The following is a 22,728-nucleotide window of genomic DNA, read 5'->3' on the forward strand; positions in this document are numbered from 1 at the left end:
CGTACTTCGACTACGCTCAGCATAAACTCCAGCGGAAATCTTATTTTAATTTATAAAAATCCAAATTACTATTTACAGAATCAATTACCTCAATTATAGTAGTAGATTTATTAACGAGTTCTATACCATTTAAAATTTCAATTTTAGAATCAGGATCAAAAACTTCTAAATACTCATTTTTTCCTATGATTATTTTAGCTTTTATTTCTTCAAGAGAAAATTCTTTTTCTTGCCTTATAGGAAACGAATAGCCAATTTTTAAGTCTTCATTATAACGATCATTATCAATTTTATAAATAACTCCGTTTGAATCGACAATGATTGCATTTAGTTGTGAATCATTCGGTGTAAGTCCTCCCCAATGAGAGTAAATAGATCTATCTACTAAACCTTCTAACGTATTAAAAACTTCAAACTCCCATGCTATATCATTATCAAAAAGTATAACAGGAAGTCTGAGATCTTCTTGATTTTCTGCTTTAACAACTTTGGTTAAAGTTTCAGACCACTTCTCTTTTGATAAAGGGTTTCGTTTATTAAATATCCATGACAAGAATTTCATTCTTCAATTAATTTAAAAATCCAACTCGTCTCTAATTATTTTATGTATGTCTTTGCGTTGTTTTTTAATTCTTAACGCTTTTTCTTTTGCGGTGTATTCATTTTTATCAGAATGAAACCATAATATATCTTCAGTAAGGCGAGACTCTTTTTTAATCATCACTCCATTATAAGGACATTCTTCATAACCACAATCATGTTTTGAGTAAACACCAATACTCCGATGTTTGATTTTCTTTTCTGATAAAATCTTCTGCTGATTGGTTCTAATATCTGACCAAATTTTTTGTTCATCAGCAATGGTTAATTCCATTCCTAATATAGTAAGATCAAAATATGTTTTAGGATCTTTAAGTTGATAAAAATTAAAGGTCTTTTTAAAAGTCATATGTGCATAATCTCGTATTTCTATACGATCATCCAGTGTTAGTTTCTCATTTTCGCATATAGATCGGTACATGCCTAAGGTATTGAAGTCTGTATACTTTTTATATTGATTGATGTAGTGAATGTATTCACTTTTGGTCAATTGATTAAACTTCTTCCCTATTTTCATTGGTTTGAATTATTTGCATTAATTACCTTTTTTAGACTTCCAAAAGTTAGATAATAATCATTTTCAGCTTTTAAATTATAATCGGCATTATATGAATTTCCATGACATAAAATCACACTGAAATTTGGTGAAGACTCATAGTTTAATTTATATATCTTTTTTCGAGTGTAATATACCTTTCGACATAGCTCAGCTACAAGTATTGTATCATTCTGGTATATCCCTTCTAAAATTTTCACCTTACTTACAGATGCAAAAGCCATTGTTCCACAATGAATGGAACTATTACAAGAATCAATAAGTTCTACTTTTAAGTTTGAATTCTTAATATATTTTTCCTTTGCAATATCTTCAGTAAATCGTGTGATAAAAGTACTGTCAAGTTCAATGTTTTTTAATTCTTTAGAATTTTGTGCTTTAATTAATGTAGAGGAAAATAATAAAATCACAAAAACAAAATACATACACTTTCTTTTCATAATTAATTTAGATTATTTACTAATTATTTTAAAATATCAGTTCTTGATCCCTAAATTTTCATTCCCCAACCCTAAAGGGTGTGAAAATTCAAAGTATGCTAATCTTCCTAGAATATATCCACCCTTTAGGGTTGGGGAAAAGATATATTCGGCTGTGAAATACTATCTAATAAGCATTCTAAAGTGATATCATGAGATCCCGATCTACATCGAGGGATTTGTACTTTCTATCAAACACTTCAATCTACGTGATATGAAAATTTTGAGAATATATATACTATATAAATATTGTGTAATTAATAGGGTAAGAAAGCAGTCTTACTTACTATTTTAAATTAATGAAAATCAGAATATCTAACTTCTTCATCATAGTCTAAATTTGAGTACTTCTTATCGTATTTATCATAAAGGACAATATTTAATCTTTTAAAAATTATATCAATAATATCTTTTTCATTATCAATATTGCAAGACATTTTAACAATATGTTCTTTTTCATCAGTGCTTTTTTCATTGTCAACACAGATTAGAGATACTATAAAACCTCCTACTCCATAGAGAGAAATGCCTACTGGTTTAAATCGGTTTTCATCTATATTAAAAACTTTAGCTAAACCTTCCATATCACCACCACCACCAGCTCCTAATCTATCTGAAATATCTGCCGAAGCTGTTCCTGTAAAATCATTATATTGTACATTTGCTTTCATAATTCTATAATTTTAATTTATAATACCACTAAACTAAAAAAGCCTTTACAATTAGATTGCAAAGGCTAGGTGCTTTTATAAAAAGTTATGCACTATTCTTCCTCGTCTGAAGTCACTTCAGCTTCAGAAAAGTCCATTAGATCATTCTTTTGTAAGATATTGTACCACTGTACTACTTTCTTAATATCACTAGGATACACACGATCTTCATCATAATCAGGTACTACATTAAAGAAAAACTCTTCAAGCTCATCTTTAGATACCTTATGATTTATAGTAGGACCTCCATTTTCTTTAGCTTTGATTTTTTCAAAAACCTCGCGTAATGGAATTTCTTCTGTAAGCGTGTATATTGCGATTTCTGAAAGAATACTCACATTATGGCGTAATCCCACAGAAATACGCTTTCCATCTAATAACGACTCTGCTACAAAACCACTGCGTGTCTGTGCTTTTAACTCGTAAATACCTGGTTTTCCAGAAATGGATAATATTTTGTCTAATCCCATATAATTTGTAATATCAAAATTGGTCGGCAAATATGCATTGCCCTAATGTAAAATCAAAATTTATTGTCAAAGAAAATGACATCTTTGTCATTAATTTAACACTTCATAACTATTCAACTATCTCTTTTTAGAAATACCTGGAAAACGCATACGATAATCAGCATCACATTTTCCTTTTGAGATATTTGATAATCTTCCTTTTAAGATACGCTTTTTAAGGCTTGATAGTTTATCTGTAAATAAAATACCTTCAATATGATCATATTCATGCTGAATCACACGTGCAATAATCCCATCATACGTTTCTGTATATTCCTTAAAGTTCTCGTCTTGGTATTTTATAGTAATCGTAGATTCTCTAAAAACATCTTCTGTAATACCAGGAATACTTAAACATCCTTCGTTAAAAGGCCATTCTTCTCCTGTACTTTCCAGAATTTCTGCATTGATAAATACCTTTTTAAAGTCCTTAAATACAGCCTGCTCCTCTTCTGTAAACTCCTTGTCATTTGCAAATGGAGACGTATCTACCAAAAACATTCTAATAGAAAGTCCAATTTGTGGAGCCGCAAGTCCTAATCCATTGGCGCCATACATCGTTTCAAACATATTATCTATAAGCTCTGAAAGCTTAGGATACTCTTTTGTTATAGCTTTTGCTTTTTTCTTTAAAACGGGATCTCCGTAGGCTACTATAGGTAAAATCATATACTTATTTATTATAGAGATAATCTTGTAATATTATGGTAGCACTTATCTGATCGACAAGGGCTTTGTTTTGTCTTTTCTTTTTTCCAATACCACTATCAATCATGGTTTGAAATGCCATTTTAGAGGTAAATCGTTCGTCTTGACGAATAATTCTTAGATCAGGAAAAGTTTTAAGTACGCTTTCGCGAAAGCGTATAATGTGTGCTTCTACATCTGAAGCTTCATTATTCATCCGTTTAGGCTCTCCAATCACCATGGCCTCTACCTGCTCCTTCTGAAAATAATCTTTTAAAAAAGACATTAAATTTTTGGTCTCTACCGTCGTTAAGCCAGAAGCAATCATCTGAAGTTCATCAGTAATTGCAATTCCTGTACGCTTTGTCCCATAATCTATCGCAATAATGCGTGCCATCTCTAAAATTTGGTGCAAAAATAAGCAAAACCTAAGTATAAGTAACTAAGCGCTTATACAATTATATAGACTTGTTAAATTATAGAAAATCTCCTCTTGGAAACGATTGTGAAGTTTTATCTTTGATTCTTAAAATTAAGAACTCCATAATGAAACTTCGTTATTTATCTGTTGTAAGCTTACTGCTACTGTTACTATGCGTAGCTTGTCATCAAACAACGACTGATAAATCACAACTAGATCTTAAGGATATCAATCTCATTATTAAATCTGGACCGAAAATAGATAGTGTTAGGATAGCAGATATCCAGTACAAAGAAAGTTATACACTTCCATATACCGATACCGTAAAAGTAGATTTTAAACGTAAAATCAATGACTTCTATGAGATCTCTATTTACAATAGAGGACAAAAATTTGGCCAGCGATTTTGGTTTGATGGAGAAAAACTACTTATAAATGCGGTATTAGATGGCACTAATTTTAATATTGAAAGTATAGATAGTTCATCGTTATATATGGCTTCTATGGCATATTCAACAAAACTACAGCAACTAAGAGAGTCCTTTGCAGATAGTGCTACCATTGATAAATTCCTTATTTCTGAAATACGCAATACAATTGACACTCCCCTTTCTCATGTTATCGTAGGAGAATATTTAGAGAGAAATCAAAACCACAGAGAGAAAATTGATCATGTATACCGAATTATGCGTATGCAAACAGACAGTATAAAAGAGCATTTATTTAATAAGACAGCGCGTATGTTACGTATTCTTGATGTAGAAGCCGTACAATTTGATCAATATGAATTAGGAGACATTAATGATCAAAAAACAGAAATAACTTTAGACGCTACTAAGTTGTATTTAGTAGACTTTTGGTTTGTAAGATGTCCGCCTTGTTTAGCAGATCATAAGCGTATTGCAAAAAACTATGCTATTTTTGAAGAAAATAATATCGAACTCATAGGAGTATCCAGAGATGATACATTCAACCTTTGGAAAAGATATCTAGATAAACACGACTATCCATGGGTAAACGTTCGGGAGCAAAAACCAGAAAAACGATTGACCTATGATCTATCTATTTGGGCATACCCAACCTATGCACTTATAGATCATAAAGGAAGTATACAAGCTCGGTTTAGGAGTTTTGCTGAATTTGAGAACTATATAAATAAAAAATAATAAGAAAAATTGAAATGAATCAGTTACAAAATCTAATTGAAAAAGCTTGGGACGATCGTTCCGAATTACAAAATCCTGTTACCATTAATGCCATACGCGAAGTAGTAGATATGCTTGACCGTGGTACATTACGTGTCGCCGAACCTACCGAAAATGGTTGGCAAGTAAATGAATGGATCAAAAAAGCAGTGGTTCTATATTTTCCTATTCAACAAATGGAAACATTAGAAGCAGGGATTTTTGAATATCATGATAAGATTCCACTTAAGAGGGATTTCCAAAACAGAGGTATTCGCGTGGTTCCTAATGCCGTAGCACGTCATGGAGCTTACATTTCTAGTGGTGTTATTTTAATGCCAAGTTATGTAAATATAGGTGCTTATGTAGATGAAGGAACCATGGTAGATACTTGGGCAACCGTAGGAAGTTGTGCTCAAATAGGTAAAAACGTACACTTAAGTGGTGGTGTTGGAATAGGTGGTGTATTAGAACCATTACAAGCATCTCCTGTGATTATAGAAGATGGTGCTTTTATAGGTAGTAGATGTATTGTAGTAGAAGGTGTTCACATAGAAAAAGAAGCTGTTTTAGGAGCAAATGTAGTATTAACTATGAGTACTAAAATTATAGACGTTACTGGTGATACTCCTGTTGAAATGAAAGGAAGAGTTCCTGCACGTTCTGTAGTGATTCCTGGTAGTTATACTAAGAAATTTGCTGCTGGCGAGTATAATGTGCCTTGTGCTTTAATCATAGGAAAACGTAAAGAAAGTACCAATAAAAAAACATCTCTTAATGATGCATTAAGAGAGTATGATGTTGCAGTATAGACATTCTATATGGATCAAAAAATATTAATTATACAACACAAAATGATAGGCGATGTTTTGACATCGTCTATTCTTTGTGAGGCTATAAAATATAAATATCCAAATGCAATTGTTCATTACTTGATTAACGAGCACACCTTACCTGTACTGGAAAACAATCCGTATATAGATCAAAAGGTTGTTTTTACTCCAGAAATGGTAAAAAGCAGGAAAGCAGCCAAACAATTTCGTTCACAGTTAGCTCCACATGCTTATGATATTGTCATCGATGTGTATTCAAAAATTGGGAGTGCCCGTATTACCAAAGCCACAAAAGCCAAACAGCGCATTGGCTATAAAAAATGGTACACAAAGACATTCTATACAAATCTATATACGTACCATTACATACCCGAAACTGAAGCGGGACTCGCGATTGAGAATCGTATGAAATTACTTCAGGCTATTGCTACCGATTTTCCAAAAGCATTAAAGCCTAAATTATATGTTACTGAAGAAGAGATCGCTTTCGCGAAAGCAAAATTAGCAGGTGTTAAAACATCTTCAGAACAAAAACTATATATGATAGGGATTCTAGGTAGTTCTCAAAACAAAACGTATCCACTCCCCTACCTAGCCACCCTATTAGATCATATTGTGGCAACTACACAAGCTCAATTACTCTTTAATTATATTCCCAAGCAAATAGATCAGGTAGAAACATTATATCAATTGTGTTCAGAAAAAACACAACAGCATATTCAAAAGGATATCTACGGAAAAAGTTTACGTGAGTTTATTGCATTAACCACACAGTGTGATGCGTTAATTGGAAATGAAGGCGGTGCGATTAATATGGCAAAAGCTATTGATATACCTACCTTTGCTATCTTTTCTCCTTGGATACGTAGAGCCGCTTGGGCATTGTATGAAAATGACCATAATCATGTCGTTCACTTACAAGATTATGAAGCTGCTCTATATACTTCTAAAAGTTTGAAGGATATTAAGAAGCGACATGAACATTATTATTCGCTATTAAAACCTGAAATGATTCTAGAGAAACTAGATGAATTTATAGCTATTACATAGTTTTTTTAACATTGTCCAAAAGATGTACTGCTCCGAGGCTTGTCTCGAAGTAATTTACTCAATTCATTTTTAAAAATTCATAACGTATAATTTTTTATTAATACATGGGTAACATTTTGAGTTATTACGAAACATAGGTTAAACGTTATAACACATTATGAAAAAAAACCTGATATTATTAATAACAATTCTAGCTTCAAACTTTGTTAAAGCTCAATTTATTAAAGAAAAATCAATCAATGCTCAAATTGGATATGGCGCTAGTGTTCCATATAACAGTTCAAATGAAACAGTAAATAATGGTTTTTTTGCACAAGGAGAGTTCGTATTTAAAGCTACTTCTTGGGTAGAATTTAGGCCATACGCAGGGTTAGTAATAACAAGTCCGGATGGAAAAGATTTAAATGGTAACCCGACTGATGAAAAATCGGAAACAAAAGCTTTTTTAATTGGTGGAAAAGCAAGAGTACGTGCACCAATTCCTTGGGTGGCACCATACATTGAAATTGGAATAGGAACTTCTATTGGAAAATTTGAAACATTAACAGTGTTTAATACTATTGAAAAAAGCGGAATTATATTTCACATCCCTTTCTCAATTGGACTAGAGCTTGGAAAAAACAATAATGTTGATATAGGTTTTTCGTATTACTTGCAACCTTCTGTTGAACAGCTTGTAGGAGCATTTGCAGTTGGAATTACGTTTCCTTTAAATGACTAATAACATTTAAGTACTCTGATCAGTTTGAATAATAGTAGAATTGTTTTATTAATCGTATAATCCTTTTTTAGGAGTTATTTTAATACCAAAATCATTGTTTTTTTCCTTCAACAAATTATAGAAGGTTAAGAATCTCACAGTTAGTTGACTACTTCTATTACCCCAAATATTTATTTCATAATCAGTATCTCGATAGGTATAAAAAGAAATATATCCCCCTTTTCTAATAAAATCAATTATTTCTTCTGAATATTCGGTTTTCCATGAATGATTCTTCTCCAACTCAGAGAATCTTTTATCTAGTATATTTTCTAAAAAATCTAAATATTTTTTTTCAGGTTTTACCCATATTTCTTTTCCAGAAAAGAATTGTTCAGATAACTCAGGGAATTCTTTTAAGAATATCATTAAATAATTAGTATCATCATCAATATCTAGCGTATCTCTTTGCCTAAACGTTTCGAATTTCAATATATCATACCCACAAATTTTAGAAAGTTTATTGTTAGTCATCATTTTAGTTATTCTTCTTTTCTTGTGTTCGTAAAGCGGCATGGTATGTATAAGTTAGTTTCTAACTTTGTAGATAACGTGTTGTAACCCATTTTATTCACCTGTTGAGATGAACTCAAGTGTTTTAGAACAAGCAACAGATTGATTTGTATATTTTAATATTTCTGAGTTCGTCCATTCAAATCTCCATTCTGTTATAATAAAAAATATTGCTGCAAAGAAAATTAAAACAACTGATGCTCCTATCCAACTAACATTCCACAGCTTCTTAAATAGTCCGTTTAGTTTTATTCTCTTTATTAATAGTATGAAAATTACCAAAACAATGCTATAAAAAAATACGTTTCCGAAATAACCTAGTATGTAGAAATCTCCACTAAGTGAGTTTACCCAAGGGATTTCAGTTCTATAGATTAAAGGCAGTCCATAGAAATCTGGGCCCATATCACCATTGAAGTCATATGAATGTCTAAACGTAACAATATCCAATAAAGGAAGCGCTAAGGATAGTAATGTTATAATTATGATTCTTGTTATTTTCATTAATAGGTTATAACATACATATAAAGTTACCTATTTAAAATAACCATTCATTAAAGAAATTTCTCTTGATACCAAGCAACTTGTGCTCGAAGTCCTTCTTCAAAATCAGTATGTGGCTTGTAATCTAGTAATTGTTTTGCTTTGTCTATAGTAGCAGATGTCTTTAATTGATCACCAGGACGTTTCCCAACTCTTTCTATAAGTGCCTTCTTTCCTATGATCTTCTCAATCAATGCAATACCTTGACCAGTTGTATATACTGCGGTACTTCCTAGATTAATAATTTCTCCATTACAAGAAGTACGATGTTCAATTATTTTTTCTAAACCATCTATGATATCACCTACATAGGTAAAACTACGCTCATGATGCTCACTACCCTCATATAATGGAAATGAGGTTCCTTCATAAATAGCTTTAATGAGTTTTGTATATAATTTTTCTGGACGTTCTCTAGGTCCGTAAACCGAAAACAGGCGAATAGAACACGCATTCAGTTTTCCAGAGCGTTGCGATGCTAACACTAACTGCTCTGCCGCCAGTTTTGTCACACCATAATCAGATACCGGCATTGGTGCTTCTTCTTCGGTAGATGTAGCATGTAATCCATATATAGAAGACGTAGCAATATTTACAAATAATTGGGTGTTTTTATTCTGATGTATAGCCCATTGTAATAAGTGCTGTGTTACTTGAACATTATTACGTTCGTAATCTGTAAAAGGTGTTGTTGCAGAAATACCAGGCTGTGCGGCAAAGTGATAAATAATATCAATATCATTAGGTAGCAAAGCGTTTAAATCATCTAATAGATCTGCTCTAAGTAACGTAACGCCAACATTTGTAATGTCTGTAGCATTAATTTCTTTTAATCTAGGATCATAGTACTCAGAAAAGTTATCTACTCCTATTACTTGATGTCCTTGAGAGACTAAACGTTCACAAAGGTGAGAGCCTATAAAACCTGCTGCTCCTGTAACTAATATTTTCATTCTTCTATATCATCGCCTTTTTTAATACCATAGTACGTATAGGCGTATCCTTTTTTACGTGTATTTCTTCTTATGGCAAGATTACGCTCTAAAGATTCTTTTGTTTTATATCCTCTAGGATGATCTAAATGCAAACATAATGCTCTATGACGAATTTGCTTGCCCTTAATTCCTGCATTTTCTAATCGCTCTCCTAATTCTCTATCAGGACCTCCATACTGCATACGTTCGTCATATCCATTGATACGAAGTAAATCTTCTAACCAAGCAGAAGAATTACAATTATTAAAGGATGCATTAGAAGGTGTAACAGCATCTAATAATTTTGCTACCGTCTCTCCGCTTGCAAGCTTTCTATATTGAGAAGATCCTAGCGATCCTTTTTCTTTTAACCATTCTACATTAAAACAATTACCCGATAAAATATCTTCTTTTGTGATGCCTTCACTTAAATCCATATCTAATTTACAGTACCCACCAGATAGAAACTTTCCTTTTTCGGCATAGTTGGCATGACGTTCTAGAAAATCTTCTTTAGGGATACAATCCCCATCTGTAAAAACAACATACTCATTATTAGCCTTAGTTAATGATATATTAAGTATGGTTTGTCTACGATAACCTTTATCTTCGTGCCAAATGTGTCGTAAAGGGACTGGATACTCTTTTTGAAAAGATTTTATAAGATCTTCAGTTTCCTTTCCAGAACCATCATCAGCTATAATAACTTCAAAATCCTTATAGGATTGTTTACTATAGCCATGCAGTACTTTTTCTAACCATTTTACATTATTATAGGTGGCTATGATCAACGTTATTTTAGGTAGTTGTTGCATTTGATTGGTTTACTGCAAAAATAAACTTTTAATTATAAAAAAGATTAGTAGTTTTGCTATCCTACTAAATTTATGGAAAAATTAACTGCGATAGTCCCTACTGGTAATGAAGAACACAATATTCGTGAAGTGCTCGAATCTGTGTCGTTTGCTGATGAGATAATGGTGGTAGACTCCATGAGTACTGATAATACAATCACTATTGCCAAAGAATATACCAATACGATCTTACGTCGTAAATATCAATATTCTGCTTCTCAAAAGAACTGGGCAATACCGCAAGCTTCTAATGAATGGATTCTCTTAGTAGATGCAGATGAGAGAGTTACTCCTGAGTTAAGAGATGAGATTATAGAAATTCTAAAAAACCCTCCTACCGATGGCACTGTAGCTTATTGGATATATCGTACCAACCATTTTATGGGAAAACGTGTACGTTATAGTGGATGGCAAAACGATAAAGTAATTCGTTTATTTCGTAAGAGCAAAAGTGCTTACGAAGATAAAATGGTGCATGCTGAGATCATAGCCGATGGGAAAGTTGGGTTCTTAAAGAATCGTTTTCATCATAATACATATATCACCTTAGACAGTCATATTAAAAAATTAAATCGATATGCTGCTTGGCAAGCAAGAGATTATGACAAAAAAACTGGGCGTCTTCATGTATATCATTTTGTCATTAAACCCTTTTGGGGATTTTTTAAACACTATATCGTTCAGATGGGCTTTAGAGATGGTGTTGTAGGACTTGTTATAAGCTATCTTCACTCCTATGCCATATGGATGCGTTATGCGAAATTATGGCTCTATAGACGCGGTTTAAAGTAATATATACTCTTTATACGCTTTCGCGAAAGCGTACCCATTCACTTTTCAAATAAAAAACAGTAACTAATACAATGATTAATTACTGCTTTGTCTTGAAATTTTAAACCACATGTACAGATGTAGTATCAGATGACTCGATTTGTGATTACTATAAATGATAATTATCCTTACTTCAGATAACATCAATAACCATCTCTTAGAGCGTTTCTATGTATTACGTTAAATGATATGGATTAAAAGTGCAACTTGCATACCATCCTAAACTTCCCCATGCATTTACCCATGCAGTAGCAGATGCTGAACTTTGATTTCCATAAAATGTATGACTAACTCCATCTTTCGTTCGGATGCATGCAAATGCATGATCTTCAGAAATAACTCCTCCATTCGTATTTTTTAATTGTACTTTATTTAATTGCTTAACTCCTTTAAGAAATAACATGTTTTTTAACATAACTTGATTGTTTTTAAGATTATAACTTAAAAATACTTACGATTAAAAAGTAGTACAATAGTGATTTCATATCTGCAATCAAAAAATGTATAAGTGTTGTTAATAGAAGTTTATACTCTTTATTAATGAAACATTATTTTGCAAAGACTATAAGGCGCATCTAAAATAGATAGTTGAATTTATTATGCTGTTTAAATAAACAGCGAGCTCTTGGTTTAATAGCTTTTATAAGCGCTATTGATCAATAAATGAATTAAAAAAAGGAGTATTAATACTCTGATTAATTACTCCTGTAAATTGAACAGTAAGATATTTATTACCTCTCTGATGTACGTAAACACAAAGTTTGCCACCCTAAACTAACCCAAGCTGTTGACCAACTTGAAGCTACTGCGTCACTACCTGTTGAAAAGGTTGCTGTTTGTCCATCTTTTTCTCTCACACAACTCCAACTTCCTCCGTCAGAAGTAAATCCTCCATCAACATTTTTAAGTTGTTCTTTTTTCAATTTTTTGACACCCTCTAATTGTAATATACTTTTTAACATAATTGTTATATTTTAAGATTAACTATGGTAAAACTATTAGAATGCATAGCTAATTACAATAGTAATTTCAAAAGTGCAAGGGTTAACTGTAAAAGCGATTATGAATATCTTAAAAACAAAAAAACCATTTGAGAGTCTACTCAAATGGTTTTGTAAAACGTTCTATAAACCTATAGAAGTAATATTGTTAGTTACTCCCTAAAATAAGCGGTAAACCACTATCCCCAGAACCAACGACAATCACTTTACTGTTAGGCGACTCAGAAAGTCTAAGTGTAGCTTCAATCCCTTTTTCTTTTAAGATTTGATCATTAAGAGAAGCACTTAGAATTCTGTTTGCATCTGCTTTTCCTTGCGCATCAATACGTGCTTTATCTGCTTCTTTTTGAGCCGTTACGAGTCTAAACTCATATTCTAATGATTCTTGCTCTTGCTTTAATTTACGTTCAATTGCTTGTTTAATGGTAGGAGGTAATGTCACATCTCTAATTAAAATCCTTTTCAGAATAATGTATTGATCATCAATAATCTTTTTAGTTTCTTCAAAGATTTCATTCTGAATAGCATCACGCTTACTTGAATATAATTGCTCTGGTGTATAACGTCCTACAACACTTCTTGCTGCACTACGAACTGCTGGTTGTAAAACACGAGTCAAATAGGTTTCTCCCTTTTCATTATGTAATTTTCCTAAATTATTGATATCAGGCATATACTGTACAGAGGCATCTAATATAATATCTAATCCATTTGAAGATAAAACAGACATTTTTTCTGGGACTTCTTGCTGTCTTACTTCATATACAATTACTTTATTCCAAGGTGCTATAATATTTAGTCCTTGCCCTAAAGCAGGTTCATCAGAGTCAACACCATTGCCTAGTGTATGTAATACACCTGCATATCCAGAATCTATAGTCACTGCAGATTTTGCTACAAGTACGAAGGCAATTATTAGTATGATGATAATAGGTAATCCAATTTTTGGTAATTTATCCATAATCTATTTTTTTAGTTAATCTTTAGTTTTAAGTAAGGCCATTGTATTTACGCATAAACCACTCTATTGCAAGCAATAATGCTAATACACCTAATAGCCATTTCCAGTCTATTAAAGGTACAACATTTTCTGTGCTTTTCTGAACAGGTTTATATCTAGTATCTTCTAATAATGAAGTTATTAATTGATCAATTTTTGAAATTGTATAAAGTGATCCATCAGTATTTTTAGCAACTTTTGCTAAGGCTACTTTATTGGCATTTAGAAATTGCTGTTCTACTTCAAATGGAACTATTGTAAAGGAACCTGATCTAGCTAATCCTTGATTTTGTACTGTAACTGTAAATGAATAATCACCAGGCGTAAGATTGCTTAGATCTATCTCATATGCATTACGTTGCAATAAAAAGGGAGCATCGTACACCGCTTCTGTTTCTTTGTTAACTACTTTAATTGTTAATGCAGCTCTATTATCAAATACATAGTTTTTATCAAAGTATTGTGCATAGAGTTTTACAGATCCATTTCCATAATAAAAAGAGTCATAGTCTAAATTAAGTCTACTCTTACGTTTATTGGAAGCGGCATATTGAATGAGATTATCTATAAAATTGTCAAAACTCTCAAAACTACGCGTATCTACATAACTTTGAGCTCTCCATTTCCATAGGCCTTCTCCAAAAATAAAGATCCCTCTTTTGCCATTTTGATCTGTAGTAACAAGCAAAGGCGCCTCTGTTTGAATGGTGCCTATTTTTTGATACAAAGCAATATCTGCTTCTGTTTTTAAGGTAATATCACCAAAATTTGTTTTCAGTGGAGGGAAATCAGAAAAATTAATATCATTTAAAACAAATGTCGAGAAGTTAGGATTACTTACACCTTGAATATCTTCTTCTTGATTAGTTACCTCATGATATACTTCTGACTGTAATTGATTTAAAATATTCCAATCTGTCTTTGGTCCTGTAATAGTAATACTATTTTTACCTAAAGTTTCTAGTTCTCGATATATGGGTTGAAAAAGACCATTAGGCTGGTATAAAACTATTAATTGGTAATCATTTAGTTTATTTATAGCAGCAGTAGGTTTAGAAAATGTAACCGTACGTAACCTATTGCTTTCAATACTCTTTTTAAGCATTCCAATATCTGGATGGGTAATATCAGAAATAATAAGCACATTGGTTTTCTGATCAATGACTTCTACTGCAAAGTTCTTACTATTATTCTTTTTATTTCTTTCATTTTCTATAGGTTGAAGACTCACAGAAAACTGACGCACACCTACATTATTTGCAGGAATGAGTGCAGTAATAATTTGTGATTTCTTCTGATCTGAAAAACGAATGTTTTGTTGATATACAATGCTATTTCCTGAACGTATCGTTAATCTTGAAGATACCTCTCTTGCACCATTGTAATTTGTAAATACTTCTACAGGAAATTTATTGTTGATATATGCATATCTATTTACATTCACCTGCCCTACAATAAGGTCGTCATATACAAGTGTGTCTCCTACAACAACAGGGTATACATTTTGAGCAAAGTTTTTACTTGTGTATTCAAATGCTTCTCCAAATGTTTGATTTCCATCAGATAAGAGCACTACGGGTGCTATATCATTTCTGTATAAAGAAGTAAGAGATGAAAAAACGGAAGCAATGTTTGTTTGCCTTTCGGAAAAATCTAACGAATCTAATGTGGTAAGCTCTGTTCCAAATCCGAAATACTGAATATCAAAGGCATCGTTTAAGTTTTTGCTTTCGCGAAAGCGTATGAAAGCATCTTTTACACGTTCATCATATTTTAGATGACGAATACTTGCCGAGTTATCTACGGCAATTGCTAAAGAAGGCTTTTCAGTATAAAGGGTTTGCTGTTTATATTTTGGATTAATGAGCAATAATAGTAATCCGAAAACAGTAAAAAAACGGAATAAGGCATATACTTTATTCCGTTTTGTTTTATAAGCTGCCTTATAAAAGTATTGAAACATAGCCACTGCTAAAGCAATAAGTATGGCTCCAATAATTAGTAATAAGGTGGTACTTGTCATATAAATTTAGTCGTATAAAGACTGTTAAGTTAGCATTCCTCCGTCTACATTAAGTACTTGTCCTGTAACATAAGCACTTAAATCACTTGCTAGAAAAACACATGCATTTGCAATATCTTCTGGCTTTCCTCCTCTTTTTAAAGGAATAGCATTACGCCAGCTATTTACGGTATCTTCATCTAGCTTGGCTGTCATTTCTGTTTCTATGAATCCAGGTGCAATTACATTGGTACGTATGTTACGTGATCCTAACTCTAATGCCATCGATTTTGAAAAACCTATCATACCTGCTTTTGAAGCAGCATAATTAGCTTGTCCTGCATTTCCTTTAACACCTACTACAGAACTCATATTAACAATACTACCATGACGTTGTTTAAGCATAGTACGTTGTACAGCTTTTGTCATATTAAAGATTGATTTAAGGTTTACTTCTATCACCTTGTCAAAATCTTCTTCAGACATACGCATCAAGAGATTATCTTTTGTAATTCCTGCGTTATTAATAAGAACGTCAATACCTCCAAAATCTTCTGCTACATCTTTTATAAGCTGTTGTGCTTGCTCAAAATCGGCAGCATTACTTTTATATCCTTTTGCCTTTACGCCTGCTGCATTCAGTGCTTCTTCTAGTGCGTTTGCAGCATCTACAGAAGAACTATATGTAAATGCTACATTTGCTCCATGCTGCGCAAAAACTTCTGCGATACCTTTACCAATACCACGACTAGCTCCTGTGATAATAGCTGTTTTTCCTTCAAGTAATTTCATATATGTTGGTTATTATAGAATCTGAAAAAAATATATTTAAAAAAATGAATCTTTTTATTAGATAAGAAAGTTTAACAAAATTGTAAAAAAATTTCACAAGCTATCTATTTATTATAGGATTTAATTAGGTCAAAAACTATTTACTACTAATGTCTTTTTTACTAAAAATATTAAATATTAGACCTAAACCAATTATAATAGAACAAATCCCCATAAAATATATTTTTTCATAAAGTTGAAATCCCCCAGATAAAACAACTAAAATCCCTAATACTCGTAGGAATGTATTTTTACTAATATTCATTTTAATTATTATTTTTTGTTGTATAAACAAGAATTTCAAATATAAGGAAATGCATAAGGGGATACACAAAAAAACCTCTTGAAAATTCAAGAGGTTTTTATATTTTTCAAGAATTAAAAAATGTGACTACATTTTAACTTCTTCGGGTTTTGTGTAATTAAATAGATAATCAATATCCATTTCTTGAACTTTACCTAATTTTTGTAACGTTTTAAAATCTATATCATTTTTATTACCAATAACCATCACATTATAATTCTCTCCTTTAATGTTAGTATCAAAAAACTGTCGTAAATCATCCATCGTCATATCCTTAATGGCATTGTACATCTGCTCTCTGTTATCATTATCTATACCTAATTTTTTTAGCCTTTCATAATTCCAAAACACATTTGACTTTGTAATACGTTGCGCTGCAAGCTTTTTTAATGTTGCTTCTTTAGCTGCATTAAATTGTTTTTCTGCTTCAGGCATGTTATTCATCAATTCCATCATAGCATCTATTGCTTCTGGCATTTTGTTAGCTTGCGTTCCCATATAAGCCATCACATAATTGCTATCTTCCTTTTTACTAGCCGTCGAATAACTAGAAAAAGCAGAATATGCTAATGATTTAGATTCTCTAATCTCTTGAAAAACAATAGATGATAATCCACTGCCAAAATACGTATTAAATAATGATGATGCAGCCATATTTTCGGCTTTGAAAGGATTTCCTTTTGCTAAGAATAGCATTTCAGATTGCACCATATCAAAATCAACAAAATATACATTCCCTCCGGTTTCTTTTTCTAAATACACCATGGCTTCTGGATATGATTTTAATTCTTCAGAAACCTTGTGATTTGTATTTAAAGCGGTTACAGCAGCATCTATATCCTTTCCATAGTAAAAAACACGTTGCTCAAAATTTTTCATTCCTTTGATAATGTCAACTAGTTTCGTAGGACTCATGTTACTAAGTTCGTCTGCTTGAAAAATATTTCTTAAACGTGAGTTGTCGCCATATTTTCCATAATTCATTAATCCATTCCAAAGAATATTTCTTTTTTGAGATTTACCATCAGATCTACCTTTTATAATAGATGCTACATATTTATTATAAGCTTCTTGATCTGGCACTGCATTATTCCAAAGATGTTCTAAAAGCTCTAATCCTTTTGGTAAGTTTTCTTTTAATCCATTTAATCCAACATAAGTTGTCTCAGCTCCTGCACTTACATAATAGTTAACACCTAACTTATAAAATTCTTTTTTCAATTCTTCAGCAGAATATTTATCAGTACCTAAATACTCCATATATCCAGCTGCGAGACCTAACTGCTTATCATTATCACTTCCCATATCAAAAATGATATTCATATCAAACAAATCATTATTTTCATTATTGATATAAGCAATTTTAATCCCATTATCCATTTTAGTTTCTTTGATTTCCTTTTTGTAATCAATGAATTTAGGTTTTAATGGGAGTGATTCTATTTTATTAAAATTCAATAAAAAAGGAGAACTCATCTCTCTATTTACATGAACAGGTGTAATTCCTGGGTTTTCAACTTTTACAATTGATGCATCTTCACCTTGACGCTTATACGTAACTACATAATTATCATTATAGAAAGTGTTTGCAAAATCAACTAATTCTTGTTTTGAAATTTTCTTCAAATCATCTAAAAACTGTATTTTATTTTTCCAACTCTCATCTTTAATAAACGCATCTACATACATATTTGCCAATGCAGAGTTATTTTCATATTGTTGGGTTTGACTCAGTTTAAGATCATTAATAACAGCCTCCATCATCCACTCATCAAACTCTCCATTTTTCAATTTTTCGATTTGAGCGAGAAGTAATGATTTAACATCGTCTAATGTTTGTCCTTCTTTAGGTCCTCCACTAAATATATGGTATCCATACTCCTTTAAGAATGTTGTGTTACATCCAGCATATTGTACCAATTGTTTTTGATTTAAATTTAAATCTATTAATCCTGCACTACCATTTGCAAGAATCATATCTGCCATAGTAACAAGTTTTTCTTGTTTTGTGCCAGCACTATTCGTTCTAAAAGCAATAGAGATACTTTCAGCTGTTGGGCCAAAAACTTCTTTTACTACAGTGGTAGTAATTGGTTGTTCTTTAGGTAAAACAGGATGTGTAAGTTCTTTCTTTTCAAATTTGCCAAAAACATCATTAATATTCTTGATTGTTGTATCAAAATCAATATCTCCAACCAGTATCATTGCCATATTATTTGGCACATAATATTTGTCAAAATAATTATTAATATCAACCATTGATGGGTTTTTCAAATGTTTAGCAGTACCAATTGTTGTCTGTTGACCATAAGGATGATTAGGAAATAAACCCTCTAACATTGCAGCATAACGTTTACGACCATCATTATCTTGGCCTCTATTAAATTCTTCAAAAACGGCTTCTAATTCTGTATGAAATAAACGCAATACTAATTGGCTAAAGCGTTCTCCTTCTAGATGCAGCCATTTTTCTAATTCATTTGCTGGTATTTTATTTGTGTAAACAGTTTGTTCAAACCAAGTATATGCATTAGTTCCTGTAGCTCCAAGTGAAGCCATCATCTTATCATATTCATTAGCAATACTATGATTTGAAGCTTCAAGAGATACTTCATCTATTTTCTTATATAATGCTAACTTTTTTTCAGGATCTTTTTCTGATCTATGTTGTTCATACAATTTAGAAATCTCATCTAAGTATGTTTTCTCCTTTTCCCAATCGGCAGTTCCAATTTGATCTGTACCCTTAAAAACCATATGTTCAAGGTAATGAGCTAAACCAGTAGATTCTTTAGGATCATAATTAGACCCAGCTCTAACAGCTATATATGTTTGAATTTTAGGTTCCTCTTCATTTTTACTTAAGTATACTTTTAATCCATTATCTAAAGTGTATAGACGTAAACCTGTAGGATCGTTAGTTACAGCTTCATAAGCAAATCCATTAGTATCTGTATTCGAAGCTACTGCATATGATACATCCTTGTTTTTATTTTCTGTTTGACAGCTATAAGTCAGAAAGACTATACAAAATATTAATAGTAGTTTTATATGTTTCATGTATCTTAATTTGATTAAAAAAATCCGTTATCTATTGCTAGATAACGGATTTGTCTTATTTTTATTTTGATATAAAATATCTAATTATCCTAAAACTTCAGCAATCTTTTTGCCAATTTCTGCTGGGCTATCAACAACGTGAATACCACATTCTCTCATAATTGCTTTCTTAGCTTGAGCTGTATCATCACTTCCACCTACAATAGCACCTGCATGTCCCATTGTACGGCCTGCTGGAGCAGTTTCTCCTGCGATAAATCCAACTACAGGCTTAGTGCTTCCGCTATTTTTATACCAATTTGCAGCATCTGCTTCAAGTTGACCTCCAATTTCTCCAATCATAACAACAGCTTCTGTTTCAGAATCATTGATTAATAATTCTACAGCTTCTTTTGTAGTAGTTCCAATAATTGGATCTCCACCTATTCCGATAGCAGTTGTAATTCCAAGACCTTGTTTTACTACTTGATCTGCTGCTTCGTAGGTAAGTGTTCCAGATTTTGATACAATTCCTACACGTCCTTTCTTAAATACAAATCCTGGCATGATTCCTACTTTAGCTTCTCCGGGAGTAATTACTCCAGGGCAGTTAGGTCCTACTAAACGACATGCTTTGTCTTTGATATAATCTGAAGCTTTAATCATATCGGCAACAGGAATACCTTCTGTGATTGTAATAATAACTTTAATACCCGCATCTGCAGCTTCCATAATTGCATCTGCTGCAAAAGCTGGGGGAACAAAAATGATTGTTGTATCAGCTCCTAATTTCTGAACTGCTTCTTCTACAGTATTATAAACAGGACGATCAAGGTGTGTTTGTCCTCCTTTACCTGGAGTAACACCACCTACTACATTTGTTCCGTATTCAATCATTTGGCTAGCGTGAAATGTACCTTCACTACCTGTAAATCCTTGAACAATAATTTTCGAATCTTTATTTACTAAAACGCTCATTGTTTGTTTTTAAGTTTTCTATTGCAAAAATAGTTTTTTGTGGGCTTTTGTCGAAGGTATTTTTACAAATTTACACCTCGGTATGAAATCATAGCTTCTTGATCTTCTTCTGCAGGTTGACTCATTTGATATCCTTTATACATCAAACCGTCTTTTATCTCCCAAATCGCTACAAAATGGGCTACAGGAACTTCTTCACTTGGATTTTCTATAGTACTAACAAAAAAAGTAAATCGTATCGTAACATTAGTACCTTCTTCTAATAAGTGTGTGATTTCACAACGTACACTTTCAAAAGATTTTGAGGCTTCTGAAGTAACTTCAGAAATATCTTCTATACGCATGTGTGAATATCCAGTTCTTGCATTCCAGAAAAGTTCCATTTCTGGATGAAGGTGTTTTTTTACATTTGCATTTTCATTAAAAAAATCTGATGTGTAAAAATCACTTACAATACTTTTACCACTTGTACTCATTTCTTATTCTTTATTAGTTCTATTAATTCTGGCACCATTCTAAGATTGGCGATCTCTTTATATTTTTCTCTAAAATCTCCTGCGGGTGTTCCAAAATAACTCTTTTTACCTTCTAGAGATTTACTCACACCACTTTGTGCAGAAATAACAGCTTTCTCCCCTATTGTAATACCGCTAGTAACTCCTACTTGACCCCAAAGCGTAACTTCATCTTCAATAATAACACATCCAGCAATACCTGTTTGCGATGCTATTAATACTTTTTTGCCTATTGATGTATCATGACCAATATGCACTTGATTGTCAATTTTTGTTCCTTCTCCTATCGTGGTATCACCGGTCACTCCTTTGTCTATGGTACAGGCAGCACCTATATCTACATGATCTTTTACCACAACTCTTCCTCCAGATTTTAATTTATCAAATCCTTCCGGGCGTTTTTTATAATAAAAAGCATCAGCTCCTAATACGGTTCCTGCATGAATGGTAACATGATCTCCAATCACTGTATGATCATAGATACTGACATTAGAGTGAATCAAACAGTTTTTGCCTATAGTGACATGATTGCCAACAAATGTATTGGGCTGTATCACAGTGCCTTTCCCTATAATAGCCGTGTCTGCTATTGTTTTGGAAGCACTCATGAACGCTTTAAAATAGTCTGTAAGTTTATTAAAATCTCTAAATGGATCATCAGAAATTAATAATGCTTTTCCTTCTGGGCAGTCTACTTCTTTATTTATAAGTACAATCGTTGCTGCACTTTCTAATGCTTTTGAGTAGTATTTTGGATGATCTACAAATACAATATCGCCAGGTGTTACCACATGAATTTCGTTCATGCCTAATACAGGAAAGTTAGCATCTCCAATTGGCGTTGCTTGAATAATAGTAGCAATTTGTTGTAAAGTATGTGCTTGAGGAAATTTCACGCTAAGGTTTTTTTTAAAGAATTACTCTTTAATTCTTTCTTTATATGTCCCTTTTGCTGTTTCAATTTTTATTTTATCACCTTCATTAATAAATAAAGGCACATTTACTCTAGCACCTGTTTCTACAGTAGCAGGTTTTGTAGCATTTGTAGCAGTATTTCCTTTTACTCCAGGTTCTGTATGTGTTACTTCTAAGATAACACTAGCAGGCATATCTACAGATAAAGGTGCTTGGTCTTCAGAATTAATCAATACAGTTACTACATTACCTTCTTTTAGGAATTCGGCAGCATCTATTGTTTCTTTTTGCAGCGTTATCTGATTATAATCTTCTACATTCATAAAGTGATATGTATCTCCTTCTGGATATAAAAATTGAAATTTATGTGTTTCAACACGTACTTCTTCTATTTTATGACCTGCAGAAAAGGTATTATCAATTACTTTTCCTGTTGTAACACTTTTCATTTTAGTACGTACAAAAGCTGGTCCTTTTCCAGGTTTTACGTGTAAGAATTCAATGATTTTATAAATATCATGATTATAATGAATACATAATCCGTTACGAATGTCTGATGTTGTTGCCATATGTTCGGTGCGTATAGTATATGAAATGAACTATACTGCTATTTTTAAGTTAAACGTTTATTGTCTGATC

Annotated in this window: 26 protein-coding genes; 5 read left to right on the top strand and 21 right to left on the bottom strand. The window is 32.2% G+C overall.

All coding sequences use genetic code 11. From position 1 onward, the window contains the following. Positions 1-40: 40 nt before the first annotated feature. The 7 genes from Q1A01_RS06195 to ruvX all read right to left on the bottom strand — a co-directional run bounded on the left by Q1A01_RS06195 (position 41) and on the right by ruvX (position 3,938). Positions 41-562, bottom strand: coding sequence for a hypothetical protein (locus tag Q1A01_RS06195; protein ID WP_299677581.1), 522 nt, complete (start codon positions 560-562; stop codon positions 41-43). A gap of 12 nt (positions 563-574) precedes the next feature. Beyond that, positions 575-1,117 carry a hypothetical protein gene (locus Q1A01_RS06200; protein ID WP_299677584.1) on the bottom strand — a complete coding sequence of 181 codons (543 nt, stop codon included), beginning with the start codon at positions 1,115-1,117 and terminating at the stop codon, positions 575-577. After that, a complete protein-coding gene (locus Q1A01_RS06205) occupies positions 1,114-1,596 on the bottom strand; it encodes a hypothetical protein (protein ID WP_299677587.1) in 483 nt (160 codons plus the stop codon). The genes Q1A01_RS06200 and Q1A01_RS06205 overlap by 4 nt, the downstream gene beginning before the upstream one ends. A gap of 335 nt (positions 1,597-1,931) precedes the next feature. After that, positions 1,932-2,306, bottom strand: a complete 375-nt coding sequence (locus Q1A01_RS06210; protein ID WP_299677590.1) for a hypothetical protein — start codon at positions 2,304-2,306, stop codon at positions 1,932-1,934. Between the two features lie 92 nt (positions 2,307-2,398). Beyond that, positions 2,399-2,815: a DUF5606 domain-containing protein gene (locus Q1A01_RS06215; RefSeq protein ID WP_299677593.1), complete on the bottom strand. Its 417-nt coding sequence runs from the start codon at positions 2,813-2,815 to the stop codon at positions 2,399-2,401. Between the two features lie 117 nt (positions 2,816-2,932). Beyond that, positions 2,933-3,523, bottom strand: coding sequence for a peptide deformylase (gene def / locus Q1A01_RS06220; protein WP_299677596.1), 591 nt, complete (start codon positions 3,521-3,523; stop codon positions 2,933-2,935). Positions 3,524-3,527: 4 nt separating this feature from the next. Then, positions 3,528-3,938, bottom strand: a complete 411-nt coding sequence (gene ruvX / locus Q1A01_RS06225) for a Holliday junction resolvase RuvX (protein ID WP_299677599.1) — start codon at positions 3,936-3,938, stop codon at positions 3,528-3,530. Between the two features lie 149 nt (positions 3,939-4,087). Between ruvX and Q1A01_RS06230 the strand changes: the two genes are divergently transcribed. The 4 genes from Q1A01_RS06230 (at position 4,088) to Q1A01_RS06245 (ending at position 7,750) form a co-directional block, all read left to right on the top strand. Continuing rightward, positions 4,088-5,128 (top strand): TlpA disulfide reductase family protein, encoded by a 1,041-nt coding sequence (locus tag Q1A01_RS06230; RefSeq protein ID WP_299677602.1) that lies wholly within the window; start codon positions 4,088-4,090, stop codon positions 5,126-5,128. Between the two features lie 14 nt (positions 5,129-5,142). After that, positions 5,143-5,958, top strand: coding sequence for a 2,3,4,5-tetrahydropyridine-2,6-dicarboxylate N-succinyltransferase (locus Q1A01_RS06235; protein ID WP_299677605.1), 816 nt, complete (start codon positions 5,143-5,145; stop codon positions 5,956-5,958). A 9-nt stretch (positions 5,959-5,967) separates the two neighbouring features. After that, positions 5,968-7,029: a glycosyltransferase family 9 protein gene (locus Q1A01_RS06240; RefSeq protein ID WP_299677608.1), complete on the top strand. Its 1,062-nt coding sequence runs from the start codon at positions 5,968-5,970 to the stop codon at positions 7,027-7,029. A gap of 157 nt (positions 7,030-7,186) precedes the next feature. Further along, positions 7,187-7,750 (top strand): hypothetical protein, encoded by a 564-nt coding sequence (locus Q1A01_RS06245; RefSeq protein ID WP_299677613.1) that lies wholly within the window; start codon positions 7,187-7,189, stop codon positions 7,748-7,750. A gap of 48 nt (positions 7,751-7,798) precedes the next feature. Here Q1A01_RS06245 and Q1A01_RS06250 read toward each other — a convergent pair whose 3' ends face one another. The 4 genes from Q1A01_RS06250 to Q1A01_RS06265 form a co-directional block, all read right to left on the bottom strand. Continuing rightward, entirely contained in the window at positions 7,799-8,266 is a 468-nt protein-coding gene (locus tag Q1A01_RS06250; protein WP_299677616.1) for a hypothetical protein, read from the bottom strand. A gap of 90 nt (positions 8,267-8,356) precedes the next feature. After that, the gene (locus Q1A01_RS06255; protein ID WP_299677619.1) at positions 8,357-8,806 is read right to left on the bottom strand and encodes a hypothetical protein; all 450 of its coding nucleotides are present in this window, start codon (positions 8,804-8,806) and stop codon (positions 8,357-8,359) included. Positions 8,807-8,856: 50 nt separating this feature from the next. Next, a complete protein-coding gene (locus Q1A01_RS06260) occupies positions 8,857-9,798 on the bottom strand; it encodes an NAD-dependent epimerase/dehydratase family protein (protein WP_299677622.1) in 942 nt (313 codons plus the stop codon). Further along, positions 9,795-10,634 (bottom strand): glycosyltransferase family 2 protein, encoded by an 840-nt coding sequence (locus Q1A01_RS06265; protein ID WP_299677625.1) that lies wholly within the window; start codon positions 10,632-10,634, stop codon positions 9,795-9,797. Before Q1A01_RS06265 ends, Q1A01_RS06260 begins: the two co-directional genes overlap by 4 nt. 72 nt (positions 10,635-10,706) lie before the next feature. Between Q1A01_RS06265 and Q1A01_RS06270 the strand changes: the two genes are divergently transcribed. Further along, positions 10,707-11,465: a glycosyltransferase family 2 protein gene (locus tag Q1A01_RS06270; protein WP_299677628.1), complete on the top strand. Its 759-nt coding sequence runs from the start codon at positions 10,707-10,709 to the stop codon at positions 11,463-11,465. 214 nt (positions 11,466-11,679) lie between these two features. Here Q1A01_RS06270 and Q1A01_RS06275 read toward each other — a convergent pair whose 3' ends face one another. The 10 genes from Q1A01_RS06275 to efp all read right to left on the bottom strand — a co-directional run bounded on the left by Q1A01_RS06275 (position 11,680) and on the right by efp (position 22,658). Then, complete coding sequence (locus Q1A01_RS06275) at positions 11,680-11,919, bottom strand: hypothetical protein (RefSeq protein WP_299677631.1); 240 nt, start codon at positions 11,917-11,919, stop codon at positions 11,680-11,682. Positions 11,920-12,235: 316 nt separating this feature from the next. After that, entirely contained in the window at positions 12,236-12,466 is a 231-nt protein-coding gene (locus Q1A01_RS06280) for a hypothetical protein (protein WP_299677634.1), read from the bottom strand. Positions 12,467-12,653: 187 nt separating this feature from the next. Next, on the bottom strand, positions 12,654-13,466 hold the full coding sequence (locus Q1A01_RS06285; RefSeq protein ID WP_299677636.1) for a prohibitin family protein: 813 nt from the start codon (positions 13,464-13,466) through the stop codon (positions 12,654-12,656). Between the two features lie 28 nt (positions 13,467-13,494). Beyond that, complete coding sequence (locus Q1A01_RS06290; protein WP_299677639.1) at positions 13,495-15,528, bottom strand: VWA domain-containing protein; 2,034 nt, start codon at positions 15,526-15,528, stop codon at positions 13,495-13,497. 24 nt (positions 15,529-15,552) lie between these two features. Continuing rightward, positions 15,553-16,299: a 3-oxoacyl-[acyl-carrier-protein] reductase gene (gene fabG, locus Q1A01_RS06295; RefSeq protein ID WP_299677642.1), complete on the bottom strand. Its 747-nt coding sequence runs from the start codon at positions 16,297-16,299 to the stop codon at positions 15,553-15,555. A 430-nt stretch (positions 16,300-16,729) separates the two neighbouring features. After that, the gene (locus tag Q1A01_RS06300; protein WP_299677645.1) at positions 16,730-19,702 is read right to left on the bottom strand and encodes a M16 family metallopeptidase; all 2,973 of its coding nucleotides are present in this window, start codon (positions 19,700-19,702) and stop codon (positions 16,730-16,732) included. An 84-nt stretch (positions 19,703-19,786) separates the two neighbouring features. Further along, the gene (sucD, locus tag Q1A01_RS06305) at positions 19,787-20,659 is read right to left on the bottom strand and encodes a succinate--CoA ligase subunit alpha (RefSeq protein ID WP_299677647.1); all 873 of its coding nucleotides are present in this window, start codon (positions 20,657-20,659) and stop codon (positions 19,787-19,789) included. A gap of 62 nt (positions 20,660-20,721) precedes the next feature. Further along, the gene (locus Q1A01_RS06310) at positions 20,722-21,135 is read right to left on the bottom strand and encodes a nuclear transport factor 2 family protein (protein WP_299677650.1); all 414 of its coding nucleotides are present in this window, start codon (positions 21,133-21,135) and stop codon (positions 20,722-20,724) included. Further along, positions 21,132-22,070 carry a UDP-3-O-(3-hydroxymyristoyl)glucosamine N-acyltransferase gene (locus Q1A01_RS06315; protein ID WP_299677653.1) on the bottom strand — a complete coding sequence of 313 codons (939 nt, stop codon included), beginning with the start codon at positions 22,068-22,070 and terminating at the stop codon, positions 21,132-21,134. The genes Q1A01_RS06310 and Q1A01_RS06315 overlap by 4 nt, the downstream gene beginning before the upstream one ends. A 21-nt stretch (positions 22,071-22,091) precedes the next feature. Next, the gene (efp, locus tag Q1A01_RS06320; RefSeq protein ID WP_299677656.1) at positions 22,092-22,658 is read right to left on the bottom strand and encodes an elongation factor P; all 567 of its coding nucleotides are present in this window, start codon (positions 22,656-22,658) and stop codon (positions 22,092-22,094) included. Positions 22,659-22,728: the final 70 nt, after the last annotated feature.

The sequence above is a fragment of the uncultured Dokdonia sp. genome, from assembly GCF_947492815.1.
Lineage (GTDB): Bacteria > Bacteroidota > Bacteroidia > Flavobacteriales > Flavobacteriaceae > Dokdonia.

Coding starts and splice junctions, on each gene's coding strand:
- Q1A01_RS06195 (WP_299677581.1), bottom strand. CDS start 562: ATGAAATTCTTGTCATGGATATTTAATAAACGAAACCCTTTATCAAAA.
- Q1A01_RS06200 (WP_299677584.1), bottom strand. CDS start 1,117: ATGAAAATAGGGAAGAAGTTTAATCAATTGACCAAAAGTGAATACATT.
- Q1A01_RS06205 (WP_299677587.1), bottom strand. CDS start 1,596: ATGAAAAGAAAGTGTATGTATTTTGTTTTTGTGATTTTATTATTTTCC.
- Q1A01_RS06210 (WP_299677590.1), bottom strand. CDS start 2,306: ATGAAAGCAAATGTACAATATAATGATTTTACAGGAACAGCTTCGGCA.
- Q1A01_RS06215 (WP_299677593.1), bottom strand. CDS start 2,815: ATGGGATTAGACAAAATATTATCCATTTCTGGAAAACCAGGTATTTAC.
- def (WP_299677596.1), bottom strand. CDS start 3,523: ATGATTTTACCTATAGTAGCCTACGGAGATCCCGTTTTAAAGAAAAAA.
- ruvX (WP_299677599.1), bottom strand. CDS start 3,938: ATGGCACGCATTATTGCGATAGATTATGGGACAAAGCGTACAGGAATT.
- Q1A01_RS06230 (WP_299677602.1), top strand. CDS start 4,088: ATGAAACTTCGTTATTTATCTGTTGTAAGCTTACTGCTACTGTTACTA.
- Q1A01_RS06235 (WP_299677605.1), top strand. CDS start 5,143: ATGAATCAGTTACAAAATCTAATTGAAAAAGCTTGGGACGATCGTTCC.
- Q1A01_RS06240 (WP_299677608.1), top strand. CDS start 5,968: ATGGATCAAAAAATATTAATTATACAACACAAAATGATAGGCGATGTT.
- Q1A01_RS06245 (WP_299677613.1), top strand. CDS start 7,187: ATGAAAAAAAACCTGATATTATTAATAACAATTCTAGCTTCAAACTTT.
- Q1A01_RS06250 (WP_299677616.1), bottom strand. CDS start 8,266: ATGATGACTAACAATAAACTTTCTAAAATTTGTGGGTATGATATATTG.
- Q1A01_RS06255 (WP_299677619.1), bottom strand. CDS start 8,806: ATGAAAATAACAAGAATCATAATTATAACATTACTATCCTTAGCGCTT.
- Q1A01_RS06260 (WP_299677622.1), bottom strand. CDS start 9,798: ATGAAAATATTAGTTACAGGAGCAGCAGGTTTTATAGGCTCTCACCTT.
- Q1A01_RS06265 (WP_299677625.1), bottom strand. CDS start 10,634: ATGCAACAACTACCTAAAATAACGTTGATCATAGCCACCTATAATAAT.
- Q1A01_RS06270 (WP_299677628.1), top strand. CDS start 10,707: ATGGAAAAATTAACTGCGATAGTCCCTACTGGTAATGAAGAACACAAT.
- Q1A01_RS06275 (WP_299677631.1), bottom strand. CDS start 11,919: ATGTTAAAAAACATGTTATTTCTTAAAGGAGTTAAGCAATTAAATAAA.
- Q1A01_RS06280 (WP_299677634.1), bottom strand. CDS start 12,466: ATGTTAAAAAGTATATTACAATTAGAGGGTGTCAAAAAATTGAAAAAA.
- Q1A01_RS06285 (WP_299677636.1), bottom strand. CDS start 13,466: ATGGATAAATTACCAAAAATTGGATTACCTATTATCATCATACTAATA.
- Q1A01_RS06290 (WP_299677639.1), bottom strand. CDS start 15,528: ATGACAAGTACCACCTTATTACTAATTATTGGAGCCATACTTATTGCT.
- fabG (WP_299677642.1), bottom strand. CDS start 16,299: ATGAAATTACTTGAAGGAAAAACAGCTATTATCACAGGAGCTAGTCGT.
- Q1A01_RS06300 (WP_299677645.1), bottom strand. CDS start 19,702: ATGAAACATATAAAACTACTATTAATATTTTGTATAGTCTTTCTGACT.
- sucD (WP_299677647.1), bottom strand. CDS start 20,659: ATGAGCGTTTTAGTAAATAAAGATTCGAAAATTATTGTTCAAGGATTT.
- Q1A01_RS06310 (WP_299677650.1), bottom strand. CDS start 21,135: ATGAGTACAAGTGGTAAAAGTATTGTAAGTGATTTTTACACATCAGAT.
- efp (WP_299677656.1), bottom strand. CDS start 22,658: ATGGCAACAACATCAGACATTCGTAACGGATTATGTATTCATTATAAT.